The 20234-nt window shown below is 71.6% G+C and carries 16 protein-coding genes; 9 read left to right on the top strand and 7 right to left on the bottom strand.

Annotated features, from left to right (window positions below; genetic code table 11):
- The first annotated feature begins 29 nt into the window (after positions 1 to 29).
- From ACWEVS_RS22780 to soxR, 4 genes are read left to right on the top strand one after another with little or no spacing between them, the layout of a single operon-like run.
- On the top strand, positions 30 to 1073 hold the full coding sequence (locus tag ACWEVS_RS22780) for an ATP-binding cassette domain-containing protein (protein ID WP_452553162.1): 1044 nt from the start codon (positions 30 to 32) through the stop codon (positions 1071 to 1073).
- Positions 1073 to 1870, top strand: a complete 798-nt coding sequence (locus tag ACWEVS_RS22785; RefSeq protein WP_449927792.1) for a hypothetical protein — start codon at positions 1073 to 1075, stop codon at positions 1868 to 1870. Before ACWEVS_RS22780 ends, ACWEVS_RS22785 begins: the two co-directional genes overlap by 1 nt.
- Before the next feature lie 23 nt (positions 1871 to 1893).
- Complete coding sequence (locus ACWEVS_RS22790; protein WP_452553164.1) at positions 1894 to 3069, top strand: alpha/beta hydrolase family protein; 1176 nt, start codon at positions 1894 to 1896, stop codon at positions 3067 to 3069.
- Positions 3070 to 3125: 56 nt separating this feature from the next.
- Positions 3126 to 3581, top strand: a complete 456-nt coding sequence (gene soxR / locus ACWEVS_RS22795; RefSeq protein WP_449927796.1) for a redox-sensitive transcriptional activator SoxR — start codon at positions 3126 to 3128, stop codon at positions 3579 to 3581.
- Positions 3582 to 3847: 266 nt separating this feature from the next.
- Here soxR and ACWEVS_RS22800 read toward each other — a convergent pair whose 3' ends face one another.
- A complete protein-coding gene (locus ACWEVS_RS22800; protein ID WP_449927798.1) occupies positions 3848 to 4330 on the bottom strand; it encodes a hypothetical protein in 483 nt (160 codons plus the stop codon).
- Between the two features lie 69 nt (positions 4331 to 4399).
- On the opposite strand from ACWEVS_RS22800, the gene ACWEVS_RS22805 reads away from it, so the two are divergent.
- Positions 4400 to 5608 (top strand): amidohydrolase, encoded by a 1209-nt coding sequence (locus ACWEVS_RS22805; RefSeq protein WP_449927800.1) that lies wholly within the window; start codon positions 4400 to 4402, stop codon positions 5606 to 5608.
- Between the two features lie 202 nt (positions 5609 to 5810).
- Here ACWEVS_RS22805 and ACWEVS_RS22810 read toward each other — a convergent pair whose 3' ends face one another.
- Positions 5811 to 9005, bottom strand: coding sequence for a S8 family serine peptidase (locus tag ACWEVS_RS22810; protein ID WP_452553166.1), 3195 nt, complete (start codon positions 9003 to 9005; stop codon positions 5811 to 5813).
- A gap of 725 nt (positions 9006 to 9730) precedes the next feature.
- Positions 9731 to 10303 (bottom strand): CGNR zinc finger domain-containing protein, encoded by a 573-nt coding sequence (locus tag ACWEVS_RS22815; RefSeq protein ID WP_452553167.1) that lies wholly within the window; start codon positions 10301 to 10303, stop codon positions 9731 to 9733.
- Positions 10304 to 10356: 53 nt separating this feature from the next.
- Between ACWEVS_RS22815 and ACWEVS_RS22820 the strand changes: the two genes are divergently transcribed.
- Entirely contained in the window at positions 10357 to 11205 is an 849-nt protein-coding gene (locus tag ACWEVS_RS22820) for an alpha/beta fold hydrolase (protein ID WP_354905211.1), read from the top strand.
- A gap of 305 nt (positions 11206 to 11510) precedes the next feature.
- Here ACWEVS_RS22820 and ACWEVS_RS22825 read toward each other — a convergent pair whose 3' ends face one another.
- The 3 genes from ACWEVS_RS22825 to ACWEVS_RS22835 all read right to left on the bottom strand — a co-directional run bounded on the left by ACWEVS_RS22825 (position 11511) and on the right by ACWEVS_RS22835 (position 14630).
- Positions 11511 to 11801 carry a WD40 repeat domain-containing protein gene (locus ACWEVS_RS22825; RefSeq protein ID WP_452553168.1) on the bottom strand — a complete coding sequence of 97 codons (291 nt, stop codon included), beginning with the start codon at positions 11799 to 11801 and terminating at the stop codon, positions 11511 to 11513.
- Positions 11802 to 11999: 198 nt separating this feature from the next.
- Entirely contained in the window at positions 12000 to 13097 is a 1098-nt protein-coding gene (locus tag ACWEVS_RS22830; RefSeq protein ID WP_452553170.1) for a PrsW family intramembrane metalloprotease, read from the bottom strand.
- Positions 13098 to 13202: 105 nt separating this feature from the next.
- Positions 13203 to 14630, bottom strand: a complete 1428-nt coding sequence (locus ACWEVS_RS22835) for an MFS transporter (protein WP_452553171.1) — start codon at positions 14628 to 14630, stop codon at positions 13203 to 13205.
- A gap of 64 nt (positions 14631 to 14694) precedes the next feature.
- Between ACWEVS_RS22835 and ACWEVS_RS22840 the strand changes: the two genes are divergently transcribed.
- Both ACWEVS_RS22840 and ACWEVS_RS22845 read left to right on the top strand, forming a co-directional pair.
- The gene (locus ACWEVS_RS22840) at positions 14695 to 15324 is read left to right on the top strand and encodes a TetR family transcriptional regulator (protein WP_449927814.1); all 630 of its coding nucleotides are present in this window, start codon (positions 14695 to 14697) and stop codon (positions 15322 to 15324) included.
- 259 nt (positions 15325 to 15583) lie between these two features.
- Positions 15584 to 16207 carry a pyridoxamine 5'-phosphate oxidase family protein gene (locus ACWEVS_RS22845; protein WP_452553173.1) on the top strand — a complete coding sequence of 208 codons (624 nt, stop codon included), beginning with the start codon at positions 15584 to 15586 and terminating at the stop codon, positions 16205 to 16207.
- Here ACWEVS_RS22845 and ACWEVS_RS22850 read toward each other — a convergent pair.
- The gene (locus ACWEVS_RS22850) at positions 16204 to 16377 is read right to left on the bottom strand and encodes a hypothetical protein (RefSeq protein ID WP_354905199.1); all 174 of its coding nucleotides are present in this window, start codon (positions 16375 to 16377) and stop codon (positions 16204 to 16206) included. The two genes, ACWEVS_RS22845 and ACWEVS_RS22850, sit on opposite strands and share 4 nt — an antisense overlap.
- 399 nt (positions 16378 to 16776) lie before the next feature.
- On the opposite strand from ACWEVS_RS22850, the gene ACWEVS_RS22855 reads away from it, so the two are divergent.
- Positions 16777 to 20229, top strand: a complete 3453-nt coding sequence (locus ACWEVS_RS22855) for a WD40 repeat domain-containing serine/threonine protein kinase (RefSeq protein WP_452553174.1) — start codon at positions 16777 to 16779, stop codon at positions 20227 to 20229.
- Positions 20230 to 20234: the final 5 nt, after the last annotated feature.

A 20234-nucleotide genomic window follows, 5' to 3' on the forward strand; every position in this document is an offset into this window, starting at 1 on the left:
GGGCTGTGACCTGCGTCAACGTTGGCGACGTGATCGAAGTCAATGGACTGACCAAGCGCTACGGCGCGGTGACGGCGGTGAAGGATCTCACGTTCGTCGTACGGCCGGGGCACGTCACCGGGTTCCTCGGCCCCAACGGCGCCGGCAAGAGCACCACCCTGCGCCTGATCCTCGGCCTGAACCGCCCGACCGCGGGGAGCGCCACCATCGGCGGCGGCTCCTTCGCCCGCCATCGGGCCGGGCTGCGTCACGTCGGCGCCTTGCTGGACGCCGGCGACGTCCACGGCGGCAGGAGCGCCGCCGCCCACCTGCACGCGCTGGCGGCCGGCAACGGACTGCCCCGCCGCCGGGTGGCCGAGGTGCTGGACGAGGTGGGGCTGGCCGGGGCGGCGCGCCGCCGTATCGGCGGGTTCTCCCTGGGTATGCGCCAGCGGCTCGGCATCGCCGCCGCCCTGCTGGGCGACCCGCCCGTGCTGCTGTTCGACGAGCCGATCAACGGCCTGGACCCGGAAGGGGTGCGCTGGGTACGCGGCCTGTTCCGGCGCCTGGCCGCCGAGGGCCGCACCGTGCTGGTCTCCAGCCATCTGATGAGCGAGATGGAGAACACCGCCGACCAACTGGTCGTCGTCGGCCGCGGCGAGCTGATCGCCGAGGAGAGCCTGGCCGCGTTCGCCGCCCGCGGCGCCGGCGCGTCCGTCGCCGTGCGCACGCCGGACCCCACGGAGCTGGCGGCCGTCCTCAGCGTGGAAGGCGCGTCCGTACGGCCGGACGGCGCCGACGGCCTGACCGTGATCGGTCTCAGCGCCACCCGCATCGGCGAACTGGCCCATCAGCGCCGGATCATGCTGTACGAGCTCGCCCCGCGCACCGCCTCGCTGGAGCAGGCGTTCATGGAGCTGACCGCCGACCGCGCCGACCACCGCGCCGCCGACCAGCGCGCAGCGGACCGCGCGGACCAGGGCGCCGCTGACTGTGCCGCCGACCGCGCCGGCCACCGCGCCGACCAGGGCGCCGCTGCCCGTGCCGCCGACCGCGCCGGCCACCGCGCCGACGCCTTGGAAGGTCGCCCGTGATGACACCGGCCCGCTTCCGCGACCTGCTCGCCGCCGAGTGGATCAAACTCTGGTCCCTGCGCTCGACCTCCTGGCTTCTCGGCCTGGGCACGCTGGCCATCGTCGCGCTCGCCGCCCAGAGCAGCCTGGACGCCTACCAGGGCTGGCCTGGCTTCACCGCCATGGAGAAGGCCAGGTTCAACCCCCTGACCGAGGCGTTCAGCGGCCTGGCCGCCTGCATGCTCATGATCGGCGCGGGGAGTCTGGGAGCCCTGACGATCGTCGGTGAGTACGCCACCGGCCTGATCCGCACCACGCTCATCGCCGTTCCCGTCCGCCACCGCGTGGTGGCCGCCAAAGTCACCGTCACCGCCACCATCACGCTCGTCGCCGGTGCGCTCGTCTCGGCGGGCACGTTCGGCGTCAGTCACGTCATCCTGTCCGGCCGCGGCGTCGCCGTGTCGGTCGGCGACCCCGGTGTGCTGCGCGTCCTCGCCGCCAACGCGCTGCTCGCCCCGGTGTCGGCACTGGTCGGCATGGGCATCGGCGCGCTGGTGCGGCACACCGCCGCCGCCGTCGTCAGCGTGTGCGCCGCGCTGGTGATCGTGCCCATGTTCTTCCGGCCCACCGTCCACCAGTGGGTCAACGACCTGTACGCCCTGGTCCCCTTCTACGTCTGGCGCACCTGCCTGGGCCTGCCCCAGCTCCGTGACGACCCCGCCCTGCCCACGGTGGCCGGCTCGTGGGCCGCCTTCGCGCTGTGGCCGCTCGCCGCCGCCGCCGTGACCCTGATCGTCGTCCGTCACCGCGACGTATGACCGTCCCGACAAGGAGAGATCCCATGACAGCACCGACCACCCGGGCCCGTCTGCTGGCCGTTCCGCTCACGGCCTGCCTCGTCCTGACCACAGCGGCCTGCGCCCCGGCGGCCGCGGCGGCGTCCGGACAACCCAGCCCCACCGCCACGGCCGCCGCCGTACGGCTGGAGCTCCCACAGCCGACCGGGCCCGACCCGGTCGGCCGCGACGTCCTGCACCTGGTCGACAACAGCCGTAAGGACCCCTGGGTGCCCGAATCGGGCCCACGCCAGCTCATGGTCTCGATGTACTACCCCGCCCGCTCGGCCACCGGCGACCCCGCCCCCTACATGACCGCCGCCGAGGCCGCCTCGCTCCTGCAGCGCAAGGCCCCCGGCACCGAACTCTCTCCTGCGATCGTCAGCACCATCCGCACCCACGCCCGCACCGGTGCGTCACCCAAGCACGGCCGATATCCGCTCGTCGTCCTTTCTCCCGGCTTCGGTCTCCCGCGGGCCAGCCTCACCTTCCTTGCCGAGGAGCTGGCCAGCCGCGGCTACGTCGTCGCGCTGGTCGACCACGCCTACGAGTCCTCCGGCACCACGCTTCCCAACGGCCGGACCATCACCTGCGCCCCCCTCTGCGACCAGCCCAAGCCCCCGGAAGGAGGGCAGGCGACCATCACCAGGAACCGGACCAAGGACGTCCGTTTCGTCATCGACGAGCTGACCCGCCGGCACCCTGCCTGGAAGCACGCCCGCATGATCGCTCCCCAGCGGATCGGCATGGCGGGTCACTCCCTCGGCGGTGACGCCAGCGCCGCCACCATGGCCGTCGACAAGCGCGTGCGGGCCGGGGCGAACCTGGACGGCACCTTCCACCCCGCGATCACTTTCGACCGGCCCTTCCTGCTGCTGGGCAGCCAGGCCGATCACGTTCCCGGCAAGGACCACACCTGGGACGGCAGCTGGGCCACTTCGCGCGGTTGGAAGCGCTGGCTCACCGTGGCCCGAACCAACCACCTGAGCTTCACCGATCTGTCGATCCTGCAGAAGGCGGCCGGCATGTCGGGCCCCGATGACCTGTCACCGCAACGCTCACTGGAGATCACCCGCAGCTACGTCGGCGCCTTCTTCGACCAGCACCTGAAAGGCAGGAAGCAGCCACTGCTGGGCGGTCCGTCCCCGGTCAACCCCGAGGTCGCCTTCCACAATCCCTGACCTCGCCCCGCGTTCCGACAGTTAAACCAAGGTTGACGTCACGTTAGTCTGGGGGCGTGCAGGAGCCCGCCGCGATCACCAAGGAACTCACCATCGGCGAACTGTCGGAGCGTAGCGGCGTGCCCGCCTCCGCGCTGCGCTTCTACGAGCGGGAAGGTCTCATCGCCAGCCGTCGCACCGCGGGGAACCAGCGGCGCTACCACCGCAGCACCCTTCGCAGGGTGGCCTTCATCCGGGCCTCCCAGAGCGTCGGCATGCCGTTGTCGGTGATCGGTGGCGTGCTCGCTTTCCTGCCGGCGGATGTTCCGCCCACGCGGGAGTTCTGGGTGCGGGCCTCGCAGTGCTGGAGCGAGGAGATCAACGCCAGGATCGAGAAGATGGAGCGGATGCGCGACAGGTTCACCGAGTGCATCGGGTGCGGGTGCCTGTCGTTCGAGCAGTGCGCGCTGGTCAACCCCGGTGACGCGCTGGGCGCGCAGGGGCCTGGCCCCCGCCGCCTGCTGGAGCCCTGATCCCGGCGCACTCGTCGCCGCCCGGGCCGCGGATTCCTGGCGACCGTCGGTCACGGTGACCGGCCCGCCGGATGGCGGGGCGAGGACGATATCGGCCGACCGGCGCCTCCTGCCCGACCACCGACCGGTTGCCCCCGTCGGCTGATCGCCCACGGCGTGCGTTCGGTCGGTCGTCGGGCGGGCACCGGTGATCACGGCCATGCGCCCGGTCCTGGCGTACCCCGCGATGTCCGGGTCCGGCCCGTCAAGGGCCGGACGGCGGCCGGTCAGCCGCAGTTGGTGAACGCGTTGTTACCGCCGTAGACCATGCTCGTCCTCCGGTAGCCGGTGGCCATCGAGCCGGAGAACTTCACGCACATGCCCTTGCCGTCCAGCTTCACCGGTCCGGCGTAGTACTTGAACAGCCCGGAGTCGGAGTCCTTGTGGATGTAGGGGGCGGTGTTGTTGCCGGCCGGGCGCGCCACCTGCAGCTCCACCGTGGTCCGGGTGCTCTGGCCGGCGAGCTGCGACTTGATGGTGACCGCGCAGTTCTGGCCGTTGCGGCGGTTGTACAGCAGGTAGACCGTACCCAGCTTGCCGACCGGCGCCTTGTTGACGACCGCGAAGCCGTTGCCGCAGATCCCTTCGGGGGTGTATCCGGCGGCGTTGGCGGTCGCGGGCACGGCGAGAACCCCACCCATGATCACCGTAGCCGCGAGAACAGACTTGAGCACGCTCTGTTTCCCTTCGTTGAGACTGCCGATCATCATGCCGGACAATCCCTGACAGTGGGGCCGAAACCCCGAAAATGGGGTGGTCAATTCGGCTAGGTTGCATGCATGAATATCGCGATTACCAGCGGATATGTGGTGCCTGTCGACGGTGATCCCATCGACGGAGGCACCGTGCTGATCCAGGATGGCAAGATCGTGGCGGTCGGGCGCGACGTCGAGATCCCCGAAGGCGTGCCGGTCGTCGACGCGGCGGGCGGCTGGGTACTGCCCGGCTTTGTCGAGGCGCACGGCCACCTGGGCGTTCACGAGGAGGCCGACGGGTGGGCCGGCCACGACACCAACGAGATGACCGACCCCAACGGTGCCAGGCTGCGGGCGCTCGACGCCATCAACCCCGGCGACCTCGGCTTCGGCGACGCGCTGTCCGGCGGCGTCACCACGGCGGTCATCAAGCCCGGCTCCGGCAACCCGATCGGCGGCCAGACGGTGGCGGTGAAGTGCTGGGGCCGTACGGTCGAGGAGATGCTGGTCCGCGAGCCGGTGAGCGTCAAGAGCGCGCTCGGCGAGAACCCCAAGCGTGTGTACGGTGACCAGAAGAAGATGCCCTCCACCAGGCAGGGTGTGGCCGCGGTGATCCGTGACGCGTTCCGCAAGGCGCAGGACTACCGGGACAGGCGCGAGCAGGCCGAGGCGGACGGCAAGGCCTTCGACCGGGACGGCACGCTCGAGGTGCTGGTGAAGGTGTTGGACGGAGAACTGCCCTGGTGCCAGCACACGCACCGGGCCGACGACATCGCCACGGCACTTCGCCTGGCCGACGAGTTCGGCTACCGCGTGATCATCAACCATGGCACCGAGGGGCACCTGATCGCCGACCTGCTGGCCGAGCGGGAGATTCCGGTGATCATCGGGCCGCTGTTCACCAGCAGGTCGAAGGTGGAGCTGCGCAACCGATCCCTGCGCAACCCCGGCATCCTGGCGCGCGCGGGGGTGGAGCTGGCGATCACCACCGACCATCCGGTGGTGCCGATCCACTTCCTGGTGCACCAGGCGACCCTGGCGGTGAAGGAGGGCCTCGACCGGGACACCGCACTCCGGTCGATCACCGTGAACCCGGCGAGGATCATGGGATTGGACGACAGGGTCGGATCGCTGAAGCCGGGACTGGACGGCGACGTCGTCATCTGGTCGGGCGACCCGCTGGACATCATGAGCAGGGCGCTGCGGGTCTTCGTGGACGGGCGCGAGGTGTACTCCTACTCGACCGAAACCGGCGACGGCACCGTCGCCGACCCGTACTACCGCGAATCCTGAGCTGGACGGGTAAGTCCTGACGCCGGTCAGTGGCCGCCGGCGATCAGTGACCCGGCCGGGGCCGTACCGCCTCGGCGGCGTCACGGTTCGCCACCCTGGAGCGTCCGGAGCCGAGGGCGAGGACCTGCGGCCCCGCCCTCGGCCCGGTCGTCACGCGGGGGCGTAGGCCCGTGTCGCGGTCTGGGCGACACGGGCCCGGTCGTCATCCGACGGCGTACGCCCGTGTCACCGTCTGGACGACGCCGTCGCCGGCGGCGTCCGTCACCGTGGCGCGCAGCGAGACGAAGCCCGGCGTGCCGGGGTTGGCCAGCAGCGCGGCCCACCCTGACGGAGCGGGAATCACCGGCACCTCACGCCAGCCGGCGCCGTCGTCGAAGGACACCTCCAGCTTGAGGGATCTCACCGCGGCCTGGGCCGCTCCCGGGTTGCGCTCGATCGAGATCGGCAACCGGGTCACGGATCTCGGCGCGGCGCGGTTGAGGCTGTCGAGGCCCTTCGGCGCGTAGCGCACCGCCATCAGCGGCAGCGCCTGCTGCTTCTCCGTGGTCGCCGAACGGAAGGTCCAGACCGAGTCCACCGCCGTGGACAGCGCCGCGTACGGCACCTGCCTGCGCGCCGACGCGTGCAGCGTGTACGTGTGCTCGGCCGCCGGAAGGCGTGCCGACAGCAGGCACTGCGGCGTCTCATACTGCGTGCAGTCGGCCAGATCGGTCGTGGCGAGCACGCCGCCGCCGGTGGCCAGAGTGATCGTTCCGGTGGCCGCGCCGTCGCCGCCGGTCCGTCCGGGCGCGCCGTCCGCGAAGAGCTGGTTGGCCGCGAACCGGAGCTCGTCCCCGGTACGGCTCCCGCCGGAGGTGGCGAAGGCCGGCCCGGTCACCGCCACGTTCCAGGTTTCCTGGACGGGCCCCCGATCGAGCCGCCTTCCGGTGTCGCGCACCCACGACTTGCCCGCCCTGACCTCCGTGTCCCAGACGAAGCCCGGCGTCCGGTAGTGGGTGAAGGTGCTGGGCAGAGGGACCTCGTGGGTCGGGAACTCCCAGGACATGCCCGACGCCGGGTTGCGGGCACCCGCCCAGACGGATCCCGTGGTCGCCACGCCCGCGGCCCGGTAGGTCGCGGTCAGCTTCACCAGGTCACGCGTCCGCGCGGTGTAGGAGGGATCGTCCGGAATGCCGTCGGCGTGATAGTCGACCAGGTCGTAGCGGTACGGGCTCGGCTTCACGCCCTTCTTGTGCCACACCGTGCCGGCCATGTAGTGCAGGCCGGGCTGTCGTACCGGAAGCACGAGGTAGTCGAAACCGGGAGTCATAGGAGCGGCCCATCCGAAGCCCCACGAACCATGGGCGAGAAAGACCTGGAGTGAGGGCTCAGGCGCGGCGGTCGGCTCGTCCACGGCGAACTGGATCTTCTTGGCCTTCCGCGCGTCCAGCACCACGTCCTGGTCGGCCTTGCCGACCGTCACCGGAACATGGGCGGTGGTGCCCGAGGTCTCCTCGTACACCTCGGCGTAGAGGTTCCACTGGCCGACCGGCAGCCGGACCGTACTCTTCCCGTCGGCGAGGTAGAACTTGTGCACCGCGCCGGTCTCGAGGCTGTACAGCTCTCCGGCGCCGAAGGCGGGCCTGCCGTTACTGCCGAGGCCGGTGATCGTGACGTCGTAGGACTCCGGCTCGACGAATGCACCGGCCGGCGTACGGACCACCGTGTCACCTGACCTGGCGGTGATCACCCCGGGATGGTCGCCGGGAGGCTTCCGCTCGGCGTTGATCGTCACGGTGACGGACGCCTCTCCCTTCGCCGGAACCTCCAGCCGGGCGGCCGACAGGGACAGCACGTCGCCGTCGGCGGCCAGGTCGAGGGTGACGGGAGTGTCACCGGAGTTGGCGTAGGTGATCGTCCTGGTCGCCTCCCGCTTGCCGGAATCCTTCCAGGGGAAGGCCGCCCAGGCGCTGCCCGGCAGGGCCACGACCTGCTGTGCCAGCGCACGGACGACATCCACCCGGCCCGCGCCCTGGTCGTACGGCCCGGCGTCCGCGATGGGGGTGGCCGAGCCGATCAGCGCCGCCTTGAGCCGCGCACCGTTCCAGTCGGGGTGGCGCTGGGCGAGGATCGCCGCCGCACCGGCCACGTGGGGGGCGGCCATCGACGTGCCGTTGTAGGAGACATAAGGCCCGTCGGCCTTGCCGGCCGCCGCGGCGGCCGTGATGTCCACGCCGGGAGCGGTGACGTCCGGCTTGATCGCGTGGTCGCCCTGGCGGGGACCACGGCTGGAGAACTCGGCCATCCGGTCGGACTTGTCCACCGCGCCGACGGTCAGCGCGGCCTCCGCGCTGCCGGGGCTGCTGATCGTTCCAGGAGTCGAGCCGCTGTTGCCGGCGGAGATGACGAACAGCGCGCCGGTTCTCTCAGACAGCGTGTTCACCGCCTGCTCGATCGGATCGACCTCCGGCGTGTCGGGGCTGCCGATGCTCATGTTGATGACCTTGGCCTTGACCTGGACCGCGGCCCACTCCATGCCCGCCAGCAGCTGCGACTCGGTGATGTCCTGCTCGCCGACCTTGCCGACCGCGAGTCTGGCGCCCGGCGCCACACCCCGGTACTTCTCCCCGGCGCCGGCGACGATGGAGGAGACGTGTGTGCCATGGCCGACGTTGTCGCGGATGTCCGGGGTGTCGGTGAAGTTGCGCGACTGGGTGACCACCTGCTTCAGGTCCGGGTGGTCGGGGTCGTAGCCGCTGTCCAGCACCGCGACGGTGACGCCCGCCCCGGTCAAGCCCTGCTTCCACGCCTCGGGCGCGCCGATCTGCGCGGCGCTGCGGTCCAGGGTGAACGGGCGGCGCCCGTCCAGCCACAGCTTCGTCCGGCCCGCCGCGAGCGCCCGCGGCCCGGCGACCAGGTCCTTCCACGCCTTGGCCGCATCAGCCTTGGTGACGCGCAGTGCCGTCATGCCGACGGTGCCCAGCCATGCGGTCTGCCGTGCCGCCCGCGGCGTGGATGCGGCTCTCCGGGGCGACTGGCTGATCAGCGGGATGTCGGCCCGGAAGGCGTCGCCGTAACGCCACTGCAGCAGCTGCGTGACGTCGAACAGCCGCTCGTCCAGGACCCCCTGGGCGACCAGCGGCATCGCGTCGGAGGGAAACACGTACAGGTGCCCGTCACGCCGGCGGGTGTGGTACGTGACCTGCCGGTCCGGCCCCGGTTCCACCCGGTGGCTCTGTCCGGTCACCACGACCCGGTCGCCGGTGATCAGTGTGACGGCGCCCTCGGGCGCGCTGTCGTCGAGCCGGGCGCCTCCCCGGTCGGGCGACGGTGACGCCTGGAGCGCCGGCGCCTGGAACGTGGTCATGCCGATCGATCCGGCCAGGACGGCGGCCATCAGTCCACTGCTTAAGTTCATGCTTTCCTCTCCGTCCGAAAGACGATCTACCTCTCTGTTGGTTTCGTACGGAGCAAAAGTTCACGGCCTGGGCCGCCAAGAGCTTCCGACGCCATGAGCTGAGGCGTCGCCGGCCGATGAGTGCGCAGGCCGGCTTGAGGAAGGCCCCGTGGACGTCGGCGCGCACCTCCCAGCGGATGCGCGGGCGCCGGAAGAGGATGCGGCAGGGCGCTCGACGTAGTTCGCTCAGGCCGAAGCCGCGTTCGATGCCGCGGCGGGCCATCAGCAGCCGGATCGGCAGCCGGCGGACCAGGTGGCGCCTTCCGCCGGACGCCCTCGATCGGCCGCGGACGGGCCGGCCTGCGACCCCCTTCCGGCGCCCTCGATCGGCAGCGGGCGGGCCGGCCTGCGACCCCCTTCTGGCGCCCTGTTCTGCGAGGAGTCCGTCGCGGCGTGGGAGAAGTCGAGCGCGCCGGCCGCCCGGGCCCGATCCAGCAGGACCTCGTGCGGCTGCCGCCACACCCGTCCGGGCTGAGGCGTCGGGGTGGGGAGGCCTGGCTGGGCTGAGGCGTTGAGATGGGGGAGGCCTGGCCGGGCAGCGGCGTCGGGGCGGGGGAGGCCTGGCCGGCCAGCGCCGTCGGGGCGGCGTGGGCAGGTGGTGAGAGGGCCCGTAGCCCCGGTCAACCTGCAGACGGAGACGGGAGATCCACGAAGAGGCCCGGCCGGCCGGTGATGGGCGCGGCGGGCTAGTGGTCGGTACGGCGGGCGCGGTGCAGGCGGACCTTCTCCCGGTTCCCGCACCGCTTCATCGAGCACCACTGCCTGGTGCCCGCGTTCGACCGGTCGGCGAAGCGGATCCCGCAGGTAGGCGAGGCGCACACCCGCACCTGGCGCAGGTCCGGCCCGCCGATCAGTTCGACGGCGTCGCTGGCGATCTCGGCCAGGGCCGCCACCACGGGATCGGCCGGCGGGAGCCGTGCGACGGACAGGTCGGGAGCCAGCTGGACCAGGGCAGGCTGCCGGCGCGCGGCCCACCGGTTGATCGGCTCGGGGAAGCCGCTCTCGCCCGCGATGGCCGCGTCGAGGCACCGGCAGATGGCCTCTCTCAGCTCCCGCGCCTCCATCAGCATCGTCGTCCCCGCCACCGCCGACTCCTGCGGGCTGGTGCCGAACGGCAGGTCCTCGGGCAGCCCGAGCCATTCCAGCAGGTCCTCGGGCTCGAGCAGCAGCTCCCGGCCGCCCGTCTTGCGGTCTCGATAGGTATTGACGAAATCCAGTGCCGGACGCCCGCCGTCCCACACCCAGTCTCGCGCTCGCATGCCTCTAACCATATGATAGGGTTAACCCTGTAACCACATGATGGAGTTACGCCATGGTGGAGTCACGGATGGCCGCGGTCGGCGACCTGCGTATGCACTACTTGATCGAAGGGGAGGGGCCGCTGCTGATGCTGCTGCACGGGTGGCCGCAGAACAGCCACTGCTGGCGTCACCTCATCGCCCCGCTCGCCGAGCACTTCACGGTCGTGGCGCCCGATCTACGCGGTTACGGGCTGACCGACAAGCCGCGCACCGGGTTCGACAAGCGCACGATGGCCGCCGACGTGCGTGAGCTGGCAAGGCAGCTCGGCCACGAGAGGGTCTCGCTGGTCGGCCACGACAGGGGAGGGCGGGTCGCCCACCGCTACGCCCTCGACCACCCCGACGAGGTGGAGCGCCTGGTCGTCATGGACATCATCCCCACCAGGGAGATGTGGCGGCGCTTCGACATGAAGACGGGCATCGCGCTCGGCACCTGGCACTGGACCTTCCACCTTCAGCCCGACCTGCCCGAACGGCTCGCGGAAGCCGACGTCCGCGGCTATCTCGGCTACTTCTTCGAGAAGTGGACCGTCCAGCGGGCCGCGCTCGACGTGGAGGAGTACTACCGGGCCTTCTCGCAGCCCGGGGCGCTGCGGGCCGGCTTCGACGACTACCGCGCCTCCTTCCCTGACGACGCGGCGCACGACGACGCCGACTACGACGCGGGCAAGCGGCTGGAGATGCCGGTGCTCGCGCTGTGGGGTTCGGCGGGGCTGCCTGCCCGGGTCGGGGTCGAGGAGGTGTGGCGCGACTACGCCCGCGACGTGCGTGGCGCGGAGATCCCCGACTGCGGCCACTTCCTGGCCGAGGAGCGCCCCGACGTCGTGCTGTCGCACCTGCGCGACTTCCTGAAGGTGTAGCCGACGACTTCCTGAAGGTGCAGCCGACGGCGATCCGGCCCCGGCGCCACGCCAGGCATCGTGGCCGAGCCCCAAGCCAGGGCGAGTCCGGCGGTCGTGGGTTGCGGTTGTGCGTGTGGTCGGATCGGGCGTTGGGATCGGGTGTGGTTTTCGGGCCGGGGTGAGTGGGGGTCGTGGTCGTGGGTTGCGGTTGTGCGTGTGGTCTGATCGGGCGAGGGGGCCGGGCGTGGTTTTCGGGCCGGGGTGAGTCGGGGTCGTGGTCGTGGGTTGCGGTTGTGCGTGCGGTCTGATTGGGCGAGAGGGCGTTAATGAGAAATGTCCGTGAGGTCCCAGGTTCGGATGCTGCCGTCGCTGCCGCCGGAGACGGCGATTGGTTTGCCTTTGAGCATGGTCACCGCGACCCCGCTGACGGCACCGTGGTGGCCGGGGAGGGGAGGCAGGAGCGGTTCCATCGTCCGCGGGTCCCACACGATCACCGTGCCGTCGTCCTGCCCGGTCACCAGCACCGTCCGGGATCCGACGCGCGTGACGGCCATGGCGGTGGAGCGGATGCTCAGAGCCTTGCCATACGGTTCGCCCGTCGTGGCGTCCCACAAGCGGATGCCGCCCCATCCGGGGGCGTATTTGCGCTGGAAGAAGACGATGGTCTTGCCGTCGACCTGCCCGATCGCCAGGGATTCGGCCTCGCCGCCGCTCGTGCCACCCGAACCCTCCCGCGATGCATATCACCGCTGATGGCCGTCTGTCGGCCCATCTTCCCGCGGGGCGACCAGAGGATCAATGGAGGGGAAGAGTCACCAGTTTCGGGCGGTGCCCATGACGTGCAGCAGGGCATCGCGGCGTCCGGCGAACGTGGCCTGCGCCATGCCTTCCCGCTCGGCCCGGATGTGAAGCATGGCCAGCTCGGTCGCCGCGTGCTGGTAGTCCGACATGGCGCGGGACCGTCCAGCCTCCTTGGCCCAGGTGCGCGCGTGCCTGCGCGCCTTCAGCGAGCTGAGCATGCCGATGTCCTGCTGCGTGAGGACACCGGTCGGCAGGTAGCCGGGCAGGACACTGCCGATCTTGGCGAGCACCCGCCTGCGTTCGGTAAGGATCACCACCACGAGTACGACGATCACCGTGAACTCCAGCAGGTAGACCCCGCCCAGCGCGCGAACGCCGCCCAGCGTCGCGGCGCCGTTCCAGAGGCCGTGCAGCAGCACGGCGGCCAGGTAGCCGAGCGGGATGGCCAGCCACCTGGCCGGGTTTCGCCTGGTGGCCGCGTAGGCGACGCCGAGCCCGATCATCGAGGTGTAGACGGGGTGGCCGAGCGGCGAGACGAGGCCGCGCAGCACGAACACGCCCATCGCGTCGTCGGCCCCGCCCTCCATGAAGGCGATCGCGTAGTAGCCGACGTTCTCCACGAGCGCGAAACCGAGCCCCGCCATGGCGGCGTAGATGATGCCGTCGGTCAGCCCGTCGATCTCCTTCCGCCTGCGCAGGAGGAGCAGGAGTGCCGCCCCCTTCAGGCCTTCCTCGGTGACGGGGGCCAGGACGACGGTGCCGATGTCGTTGACCACCGTCTCGCCGTACCCGGCGCGGCGGAAGAGCTCCTGGCCGGCCATGCTCAGGATGACGGCCAGCACGACGGCCACTCCCGCGCCCCAGACGAACGCGAAGGCGAGATGGAGCCTGGGTTCGGGCTCCAGCCGGTCGAGCGCGAGCACGGCGCCGAGCAGGATGGGCAGGGGCGCCACGGCCATGAGCGCCGCCAGGCCGAAGCCCGAGGGTTCGTTGGACATCAGCATCAGGGCCAGCATCAGCAGCGCGCAGATGCCCGAGACCACGAGGCCGATGATGAGAGCTTTGCTGGGGCGCGGTGAGAGCACCGCGGGGCGTGTCACACCAGTCACGCTCTCACATTGAGCTGTCGCGATAGACGGATAGTTGACGCGTGCTTGCGGGCCCTCACAAGGGGTCCCTCCCAAGCACCCCTGGAGAGGTCGGGTACGGCGCGGCTACGGCTGGTCGGCGGCGGCCGGAGGGCGGAGCATCGCGTGGATCCCCACCGCCATCGCCAGGGTGATCCCCGCGACGGCCCATACGACGACCTGGAACGCCGCGGCGAGCTGGGGGCCGCCGCCGGGGCCGCCCGCCGCGATCGTGTTGGCCAGTTCCGCGTCGCCGACTCTGGCTTGGACGAGGCTGACCAGCGCCGAGCCGTACACCGCGATGACGATCGCCTCGCTGCCGATCCGCAGCGTGTTGACGAAGCCGGCGGCCATCCCGGCCCGCTCGGGTTCCACCATGCTCATCGCCAGCCCGTCGCCGACGCCGAAGCCGAGGCCCGCGCCCACCCCGACCAGCAGCAGCGGCGCGACGGGCGGCGCCGCGTCCGTCGTCGCGAGCCAGGCGTTGCCCGCCGCGAACAGCACCACCGCCACGGTCACCAGCGTCCTGGCCGGCACACCCCTGTTCAGCAGCCAGCCGCCGACCGGCGGGGCGATCAGCACGGGGGCGGTCATCACCAGCATCCACAGGCCCGCCTGCTGGGGAGATGCGCCGTGGACGCCGGCGAAGTAGGTGGGCAGGTAGGTCAGCAGTGTCACCATGCCGAAGCTGGTGGCGACGGGCACGAGGCTGAGCGCGAGGAAGCGCCGGTTGCGCACCAGTGTGAGGTCGAGGACGGAGTGGGGGCTGCGCCGTTCGACGGCCGCGAAGGCGACGAGAAGCGCCGCGGCCGCGGCCAGCAGACCCAGCACGACAGGATCTCCCCAGCCCGCCTGCGGTCCCTGGACCACCGCCACGGTCAGCAGCCCGAGACCGGCGACGAACGTCACCGCGCCCTTGACGTCCACCTGCGGACGACGCGGGGCGCGCGATTCCCCGATGAACGGGATGCCGGCCAGTGAGAGGGCCAGGATCAGCGCGTTCGACAGGAAGATCGCCCGCCAGCCGAGCCCGCCGACCAGCCAGCCCGAGATCGTCGGGCCGAGCGCGAGCCCGATGCCCGCGACAGTGCCGAGCAGTGCGAAGGCCCGGGTTCTGGCCGGTCCGTCGAACGCGGTGGCCAGGATCGCCGCGCCGCCGGCCATCACGCCCGCGGCGCCGACGCCGGACAGCGCCCTGGCCGCGTCGAGCAGCCAGATGCCGTCGGAGATGGCGGCCACCACCGACCCGGCGGCGAAGATCGCGGCTCCGGTCGCGAACACCCTGCGGCGGCCGAACAGGTCGGCCAGCGAGCCCGCGACCAGGGTGAAGGAGGCGAAGGTGAGGTTGTAGGCGTTCATCACCCACTGCAGCGGGGCGCCCGCCGCGCGCAGGTCGGCGCCGATTCCGGGCAGCGCGACGGCCGCGCCGGAGATGGACATGGGGACGACGAGGAAGCCCAGCAGGACCACGGCCATGGTCAGGGCGGGGCTCGAGGAGCGCGGTTGAATTGCCACTCGGCAGAAAATGCCACTGAGTGGCGTTAGCTGTCAATCGGCACTTTTGCGTTAGGGTGATCGCATGGATCTACGCGAGCTGCCGCTTCGGGAGCGCAAGAAGGCCCGCACGAGGCAGGCGCTGACGGAGGCGGCGCTGCGGCTGTTCACCGAGAAGGGGTTCGACCACACCACGCTCGACGAGCTCGTCGACGCCGTGGAGGTCTCCAAACGGACCTTCTTCCGCAACTTCCCGAGCAAGGAGGACGTCGCCCTGGCGGCCGACACCGAGCTGTGGTCGACCTTCCTGGACGAGGTCGACGCGATGGAGGTGGCGGGACTGGTGCTCGACGCCTTCAGGACGGCGCTGCGGGTGAGCCTCGAGCGGATGGACGAGGGATGGGGCGCCAGGTTCCTGGCCACCAGGGCGCTGTGCGCGGTGACCCCGGCGGTGCAGGCGCACAGCCTGCGCTACTGCGACCAGACGACGCAGGCGGCCTTCGCGAGGATGGGCGCCCGGGCGGGGTTCGACGCCGAAGACGTACGGCTGAAGCTGGTGATCGAGGTCGCGATCGCGGCGTGGCGGCACGCGGCGCTCAGCTGGACGGCCGACGGCGGGCCGGGCGGGCTCGCGGGACTGCAGGAGCGCCTCGACACGGCCTTCGCCGCCATCCCCGACAGCATCGCGCTGACCGGGGCGAACGCCGACCGGTGAGGTGGCCGGCCGTAGGGGGTGTCGCGCGGCGCGATGCGGCGGCCCGGAGCGCCCGCGCCGCAGGAGGGTCCGGCCGTGCTGACGGACGGTGGGTGTCGCGCGGCGCGGCGATCCAGGGGCCCGTGCGTTGGGTGGGGTGGGTCCTGGGTGCCGGATGGTCAGAGGTGGCCGAACGGTGGGGTCGGGTGACCCGGTGGTGGTGATGGTGGCGGCATGGTCGAGGATGGGCACGCCAGAGCCGTCCGGCAGAGGGGATCACATGGACTGGGCCGAGATCACGTCCGAGGAAGAGCTGCGCGACCTGCTGGGCGAGGTGATGCCCAGGGCCGCCGCCAAGGATCGGTTCGCGCTGCACGAGCGCGACAAGGAGTGGCTGGCCAACTCCCCGTTCTGCCTGATCTCCACCGCGGCCGCCGACGGCACGTGCGACGTCTCGCCCAAGGGTGACCCGCCCGGCTTCACCCACGTCATCGACGACACCACCATCGCGATCCCCGACCGTCCCGGCAACCGCCGGGCAGACGGGTTCCTCAACATCCTGACCAACCCGCACGTCGGCCTGCTCTACCTGGTGCCGGGGCGGGGCGAGACGCTGCGCATCAACGGCAGGGCCAGGCTGGTGAGGGAGGCGCCGTTCTTCGACGAGATGATCGTCAAAGGCCATCGGCCGCGGCTGGCGCTGGTCGTGGAGATCGAGCAGATCTTCTTCCACTGCGCCAAGGCGTTCCTGCGCTCGACGCTGTGGAAGCCGGAGACGTGGCGGCCCGACGCCATGCCGTCCCACGCGGCGATCCTGAAGAGTGTCCAGAAAGTGGAGGAGTCCCTCGAAGAGCTGGAGCGCTACTACGGGGACTCCTACCAGGCGAAGCTGTACAAGTCCTAGGCGGCGGACGGGGGTCCCGAGGGCAGCCGGATCACGTTGCGGCCGCTGTACGCGCTCAGGTCGACGACCGTGGTGTCGGTCTGGGTGTGGTTGCGGCGGCCGGTCTTCCTGATGTCGCGGACCTTGTGTCGCGCCACCCGCGGCGGCACCGCCTCAAGCCTCGTGTTCACTGAGCCCCCCGGCGTGATGTTTTTGTTACATCACATTACTTACAGATTGCCCCATAAGTCCCATGTAAAGATCGCGTCAGTACGGAAGCCGTCGTCCGGACGGCGACCGCAGGTCCAGGTCCTGAGGCCGGCTCGGCTGGCGCTTGGACGGTGTCTTGACGATCCTGGTGCGTCGCATGGTCTGCCCCCTTCGGTTGTCCCCACAGTGCACCCGGCCGCTTGACAGCGGCTTGGCGAGCACTTGCGGCCCGCCGACCAGGTCGTCTCCACGCCGCGCAAGCCCCGAGCAAGCCCGGACGAGCACCACCCTCAGGTCCGGGCGGGCCCGGCGTGGCCACGACCGGCGCGAGCACCCGCCCGCACCGCAACTTCGCGACAGGGAAGGGCATCTAACCCCCCGTGAATGATCCAGCGCGCATCGGTGGCTACTGGCTGGCCGGACGGCTCGGCGAGGGTGGCCAGGGCGTCGTCCACGAGGCATACGACGGCGAGGGCCACAGGGTCGCCATCAAGGTGCTGCACACCGCCGACGCGCGAGGCCTGGCCAGGGAGGCGACCGCGGCCCAGCGGGTGGCCTCGTTCTGCACGGCCCGGGTCCTGCACGTCGAGACCGAGGGGCCGCGGCCGCACATCGTCTCGGAGTACGTCCAGGGTCCGAGCCTGCGCGCGGCGGGCCGCCTGTTCGCGGGCGACGACCTGTACCGGCTCGCGACCGCCGTGGCCACCGCGTTGACCGCCATCCACGACGCGGGCGTGATCCACCGCGACCTCAAGCCGGACAACGTGCTGCTCAGCCCCGACGGGCCGCGAGTGATCGACTTCGGCATCGCACGGACCGCGGAGATGTCGCTGACCAGGAGCGGTGAGGTCGCCGGCACTCCCAGCTACATGGCCCCGGAGATCTTCACGGGCCAGCGCGCCACGCCGGCGGTGGACGTGTTCGCATGGGGCGCGGTGGTGCTGTTCGCCGCGACCGGCGAGGACCCCTTCCGCGCCGACCACCTCGGCGGCGTCATGCACAGGGTGCTGTCCTCGCAGCCGGACCTGAGCGTCCTGCCGGAACGGCTGGCCCCGCTGGTGGCCGCGGCGATGGCCAAGGATCCGGCCGCCCGGCCGACCGCCCGTGACCTGCTGCTCGCGCTGGTCAGCGCTCCGGTGGCCGGTACCGGGGAGCTGCTGGCGGCCGGCAGCCGCTCGGCCATGGGCCTGCACGTGACGGGCGAAGCCGATCCCGCGCTCGGCACGATCGCCGAGGACGCCTACGGAGGGCTCGGGCCGCGGGAGCGCGAGCTGGTCCCCGAGGTGTTCCTGCGGCTGGTCGCCGTGGACGAGGACGGCCGCGAGACCGTCCGCTGGACGCCCAGGTCGGAACTGCTCGACGGCGGGCGGGACGAGCCGGTCGAGAGGATCCTGCGCGCCTTCTCCTATCTCGTCACCGAGAGGGACGGCATGGTCGCGCTGTCGCGTCCGGCGCTGCTACGGGCGTGGCCGAGGCTGCGCGGGTGGGTGGACGCCGACAGGGCCGGCCTCGCCGTCCTGACCGAGCTCAGCGCGGCCGCAAGGCAGTGGGCCGACCACGGCCGCCGCGACGGCGACCTGCTGCAGGGCAGCCGCCTGGAAAGCGTGCTGAGCTGGGCCGCGACGGGGCGCAAGCATGTCACGCTCACCCCGACGGAGCGCGACTACCTGCGCGCGGGCACCGAGCTGACCAGGAAGCGGGCCCGCAGGCGCAGGCTGACCACCGCGGCGCTGGCCGGCCTGCTCGCCGTCGCGCTGGTGGCGGGCGGGCTCGCGGTGTGGCAGGCCCGGCGCGCCGACGCCCAGCGTGACGCGGCCACGGCCAGGAACGTCGCGATCGAGGCGGCGGCGCTGCGGGCGGGCGATCCGGTCAAGGCGATGCTGCTGACGCTGGCCGCCTGGCGGGTCTCGCCCGGTGTCGACACGCGCTCGGCGCTGGTGTCGTCCTACCAGCAGAGCGAGGTGGCCGCCTTCCACGACCCGCCGGTCGACGGGGTGGCGCTGCGCACGCTCACCCATGACGGGCGCTTCCTGGTCAGCGTGAGCGAGAGCGGCGTGGCGGTCCACGATCTGCGTTCCGGTCGCAGGACGCGCGGCTGGGCCGTACCGGGGATCGGCGGCGAGTACCTGTTCGACGTGTCGGTCAACGGCAGCGGGCGGCGCGTCGCCGTGACGACCGACAAGAGGATCACCGTCTGGGACGTCGCCACGGGACGGCTGGTGGCGCAGAAGGCGATGCCCGAGGGGTCGGGCGGGCGCGGCGCCGACTACGGCGACAGCGAGTCCACGCTGGCCGTCAGCCTCACCGACTCGCTGATCTACCTGTGGGACCACGACAGGGGCCGCACGTTCGGCGGCATCCGCGCGCGGGATTCCTTCACGGGCGGCGACCCGCTGGTCGACAGGACCGGACGGCTGCTGCTCGTGCCGGGTGACCCGCCCTTCTCGGCGCTGCGGCTGCCCGCGTGGACCAGGGACGACAGGCTGACGGCCGCCTGCAAGGACCAGCCGCACGCGGCGGCGTTCACCGCTGACGGCACGATGCTGGCCTGCGCGGGACGGGAGATCCAGCTCGTCGACCCCGCGACGGGCAGGCGGCTGCCGCTGCCCGGCGGCGAACACGAGTTCTGGCCCGCGGCGCCGGCGTGCGAGCTGTGCGACGCGGCCGTCAAGGGCCTGCGTTTCAGCCCGGACGGCCGCTACCTGGCCGCGTTCGCCGACCGGTCGCTGCGCGTCTGGGAAGTGGCCGACCAGCGGCAGGTCCTCGCCTACCAGGCCGAGGGCGAGCTGACCGACGCCCGCTTCGACGGCGACGTCCTGCGCTACCTGCTCGACGACACCGTCGTCACGCTCGACCTGCGGCCGCGGGTGAGCGGTTTCCGCACCACCGCCGCCCAGTGGGGCACCGAGCTGAGTCCCGACGGCAGGTGGGCCCTGACCAGGCCGGACGTGAACACGATGGAGCTGTGGGAGCTGGCCGCCCGCCGCAGGGTGTGGCGGATGCGCGCCTCCGGCCGGCCGGTCTTCGACCAGCAGGGCGAGCGGCTGCTCACCATCCCCGAGAGCGGCCGGATGACGCTGTGGGACCTCAGGACGCGGCAGCGGCGGTGGTCGGCGCCCGTGCCCTTCGACAGGCCCGCCGTCCAGGCGGCGTTCACGCGCGACGGCCGGACGCTGGTCCTCACCACCGCCCTCACGGAGACGGACATCAGGATGAGCCGCGTGGACGCGCGCACCGGCCGCGGGCTGGGCACGTCCGCCACACGCGCCGCCGGCGGCGTCCTCACCCCCGACGGGAAGCGGCTGGCGGGCACCGACGGCAGGTTCCACGACGTGGCCACCGGCAGGCCGCTCGGCGCCGGGTTCGGCACGGGAGTCGTCGCCGTCAGCGACCAGTCGACGATGGCCGTCAGCGGCGACCGCACCGGCCGGATCGCGCTGCGCCGTCTCGACGGCCAGGCCGCCGCCTCGCCGATGCTGAGAGGCGCGGTCGAGCGGGTCGCGCACATGACCTTCTCTCCTCAGGGCGACCTGCTGGCCACCGTGGGCGACGACCCCGGCACGCTCCAGCTGTGGGACGTGCGGGCCCGGCGGCGGCTCGGCGGCCCGGTCAGCGCGTACGCCGAAGGGCTGCCCGGCGAGGGCGGCCTCGCCTTCAGCCCCGACGGGAAGGCGCTGTACGTCGCCGAGCACGCCGGCCTGATCCACGAGTTCGTGGTGGACCCCGAGCGCATGGCCGGCGCCCTCTGCGAGCGGGCGGGACGCGAGCTGACCGAGCGGGAATGGCGAGAGTCCTTCGAGCAGGTTCCCTATCGCCAACTTTGCAGCTCCTGAGAGCA

This window comes from Nonomuraea sp. NPDC003754, assembly GCF_053605785.1.

Excerpts from the sequence above, each read along its gene's own strand:
- ACWEVS_RS22815 (WP_452553167.1), bottom strand. The coding sequence starts at position 10,303 with ATGCGAGCGCGAGACTGGGTGTGGGACGGCGGGCGTCCGGCACTGGAT.
- ACWEVS_RS22845 (WP_452553173.1), top strand. The coding sequence starts at position 15,584 with ATGGACTGGGCCGAGATCACGTCCGAGGAAGAGCTGCGCGACCTGCTG.
- ACWEVS_RS22790 (WP_452553164.1), top strand. The coding sequence starts at position 1,894 with ATGACAGCACCGACCACCCGGGCCCGTCTGCTGGCCGTTCCGCTCACG.
- ACWEVS_RS22840 (WP_449927814.1), top strand. The coding sequence starts at position 14,695 with ATGGATCTACGCGAGCTGCCGCTTCGGGAGCGCAAGAAGGCCCGCACG.
- ACWEVS_RS22785 (WP_449927792.1), top strand. The coding sequence starts at position 1,073 with ATGACACCGGCCCGCTTCCGCGACCTGCTCGCCGCCGAGTGGATCAAA.
- ACWEVS_RS22820 (WP_354905211.1), top strand. The coding sequence starts at position 10,357 with ATGGTGGAGTCACGGATGGCCGCGGTCGGCGACCTGCGTATGCACTAC.
- ACWEVS_RS22800 (WP_449927798.1), bottom strand. The coding sequence starts at position 4,330 with ATGATGATCGGCAGTCTCAACGAAGGGAAACAGAGCGTGCTCAAGTCT.
- ACWEVS_RS22810 (WP_452553166.1), bottom strand. The coding sequence starts at position 9,005 with ATGAACTTAAGCAGTGGACTGATGGCCGCCGTCCTGGCCGGATCGATC.
- ACWEVS_RS22805 (WP_449927800.1), top strand. The coding sequence starts at position 4,400 with ATGAATATCGCGATTACCAGCGGATATGTGGTGCCTGTCGACGGTGAT.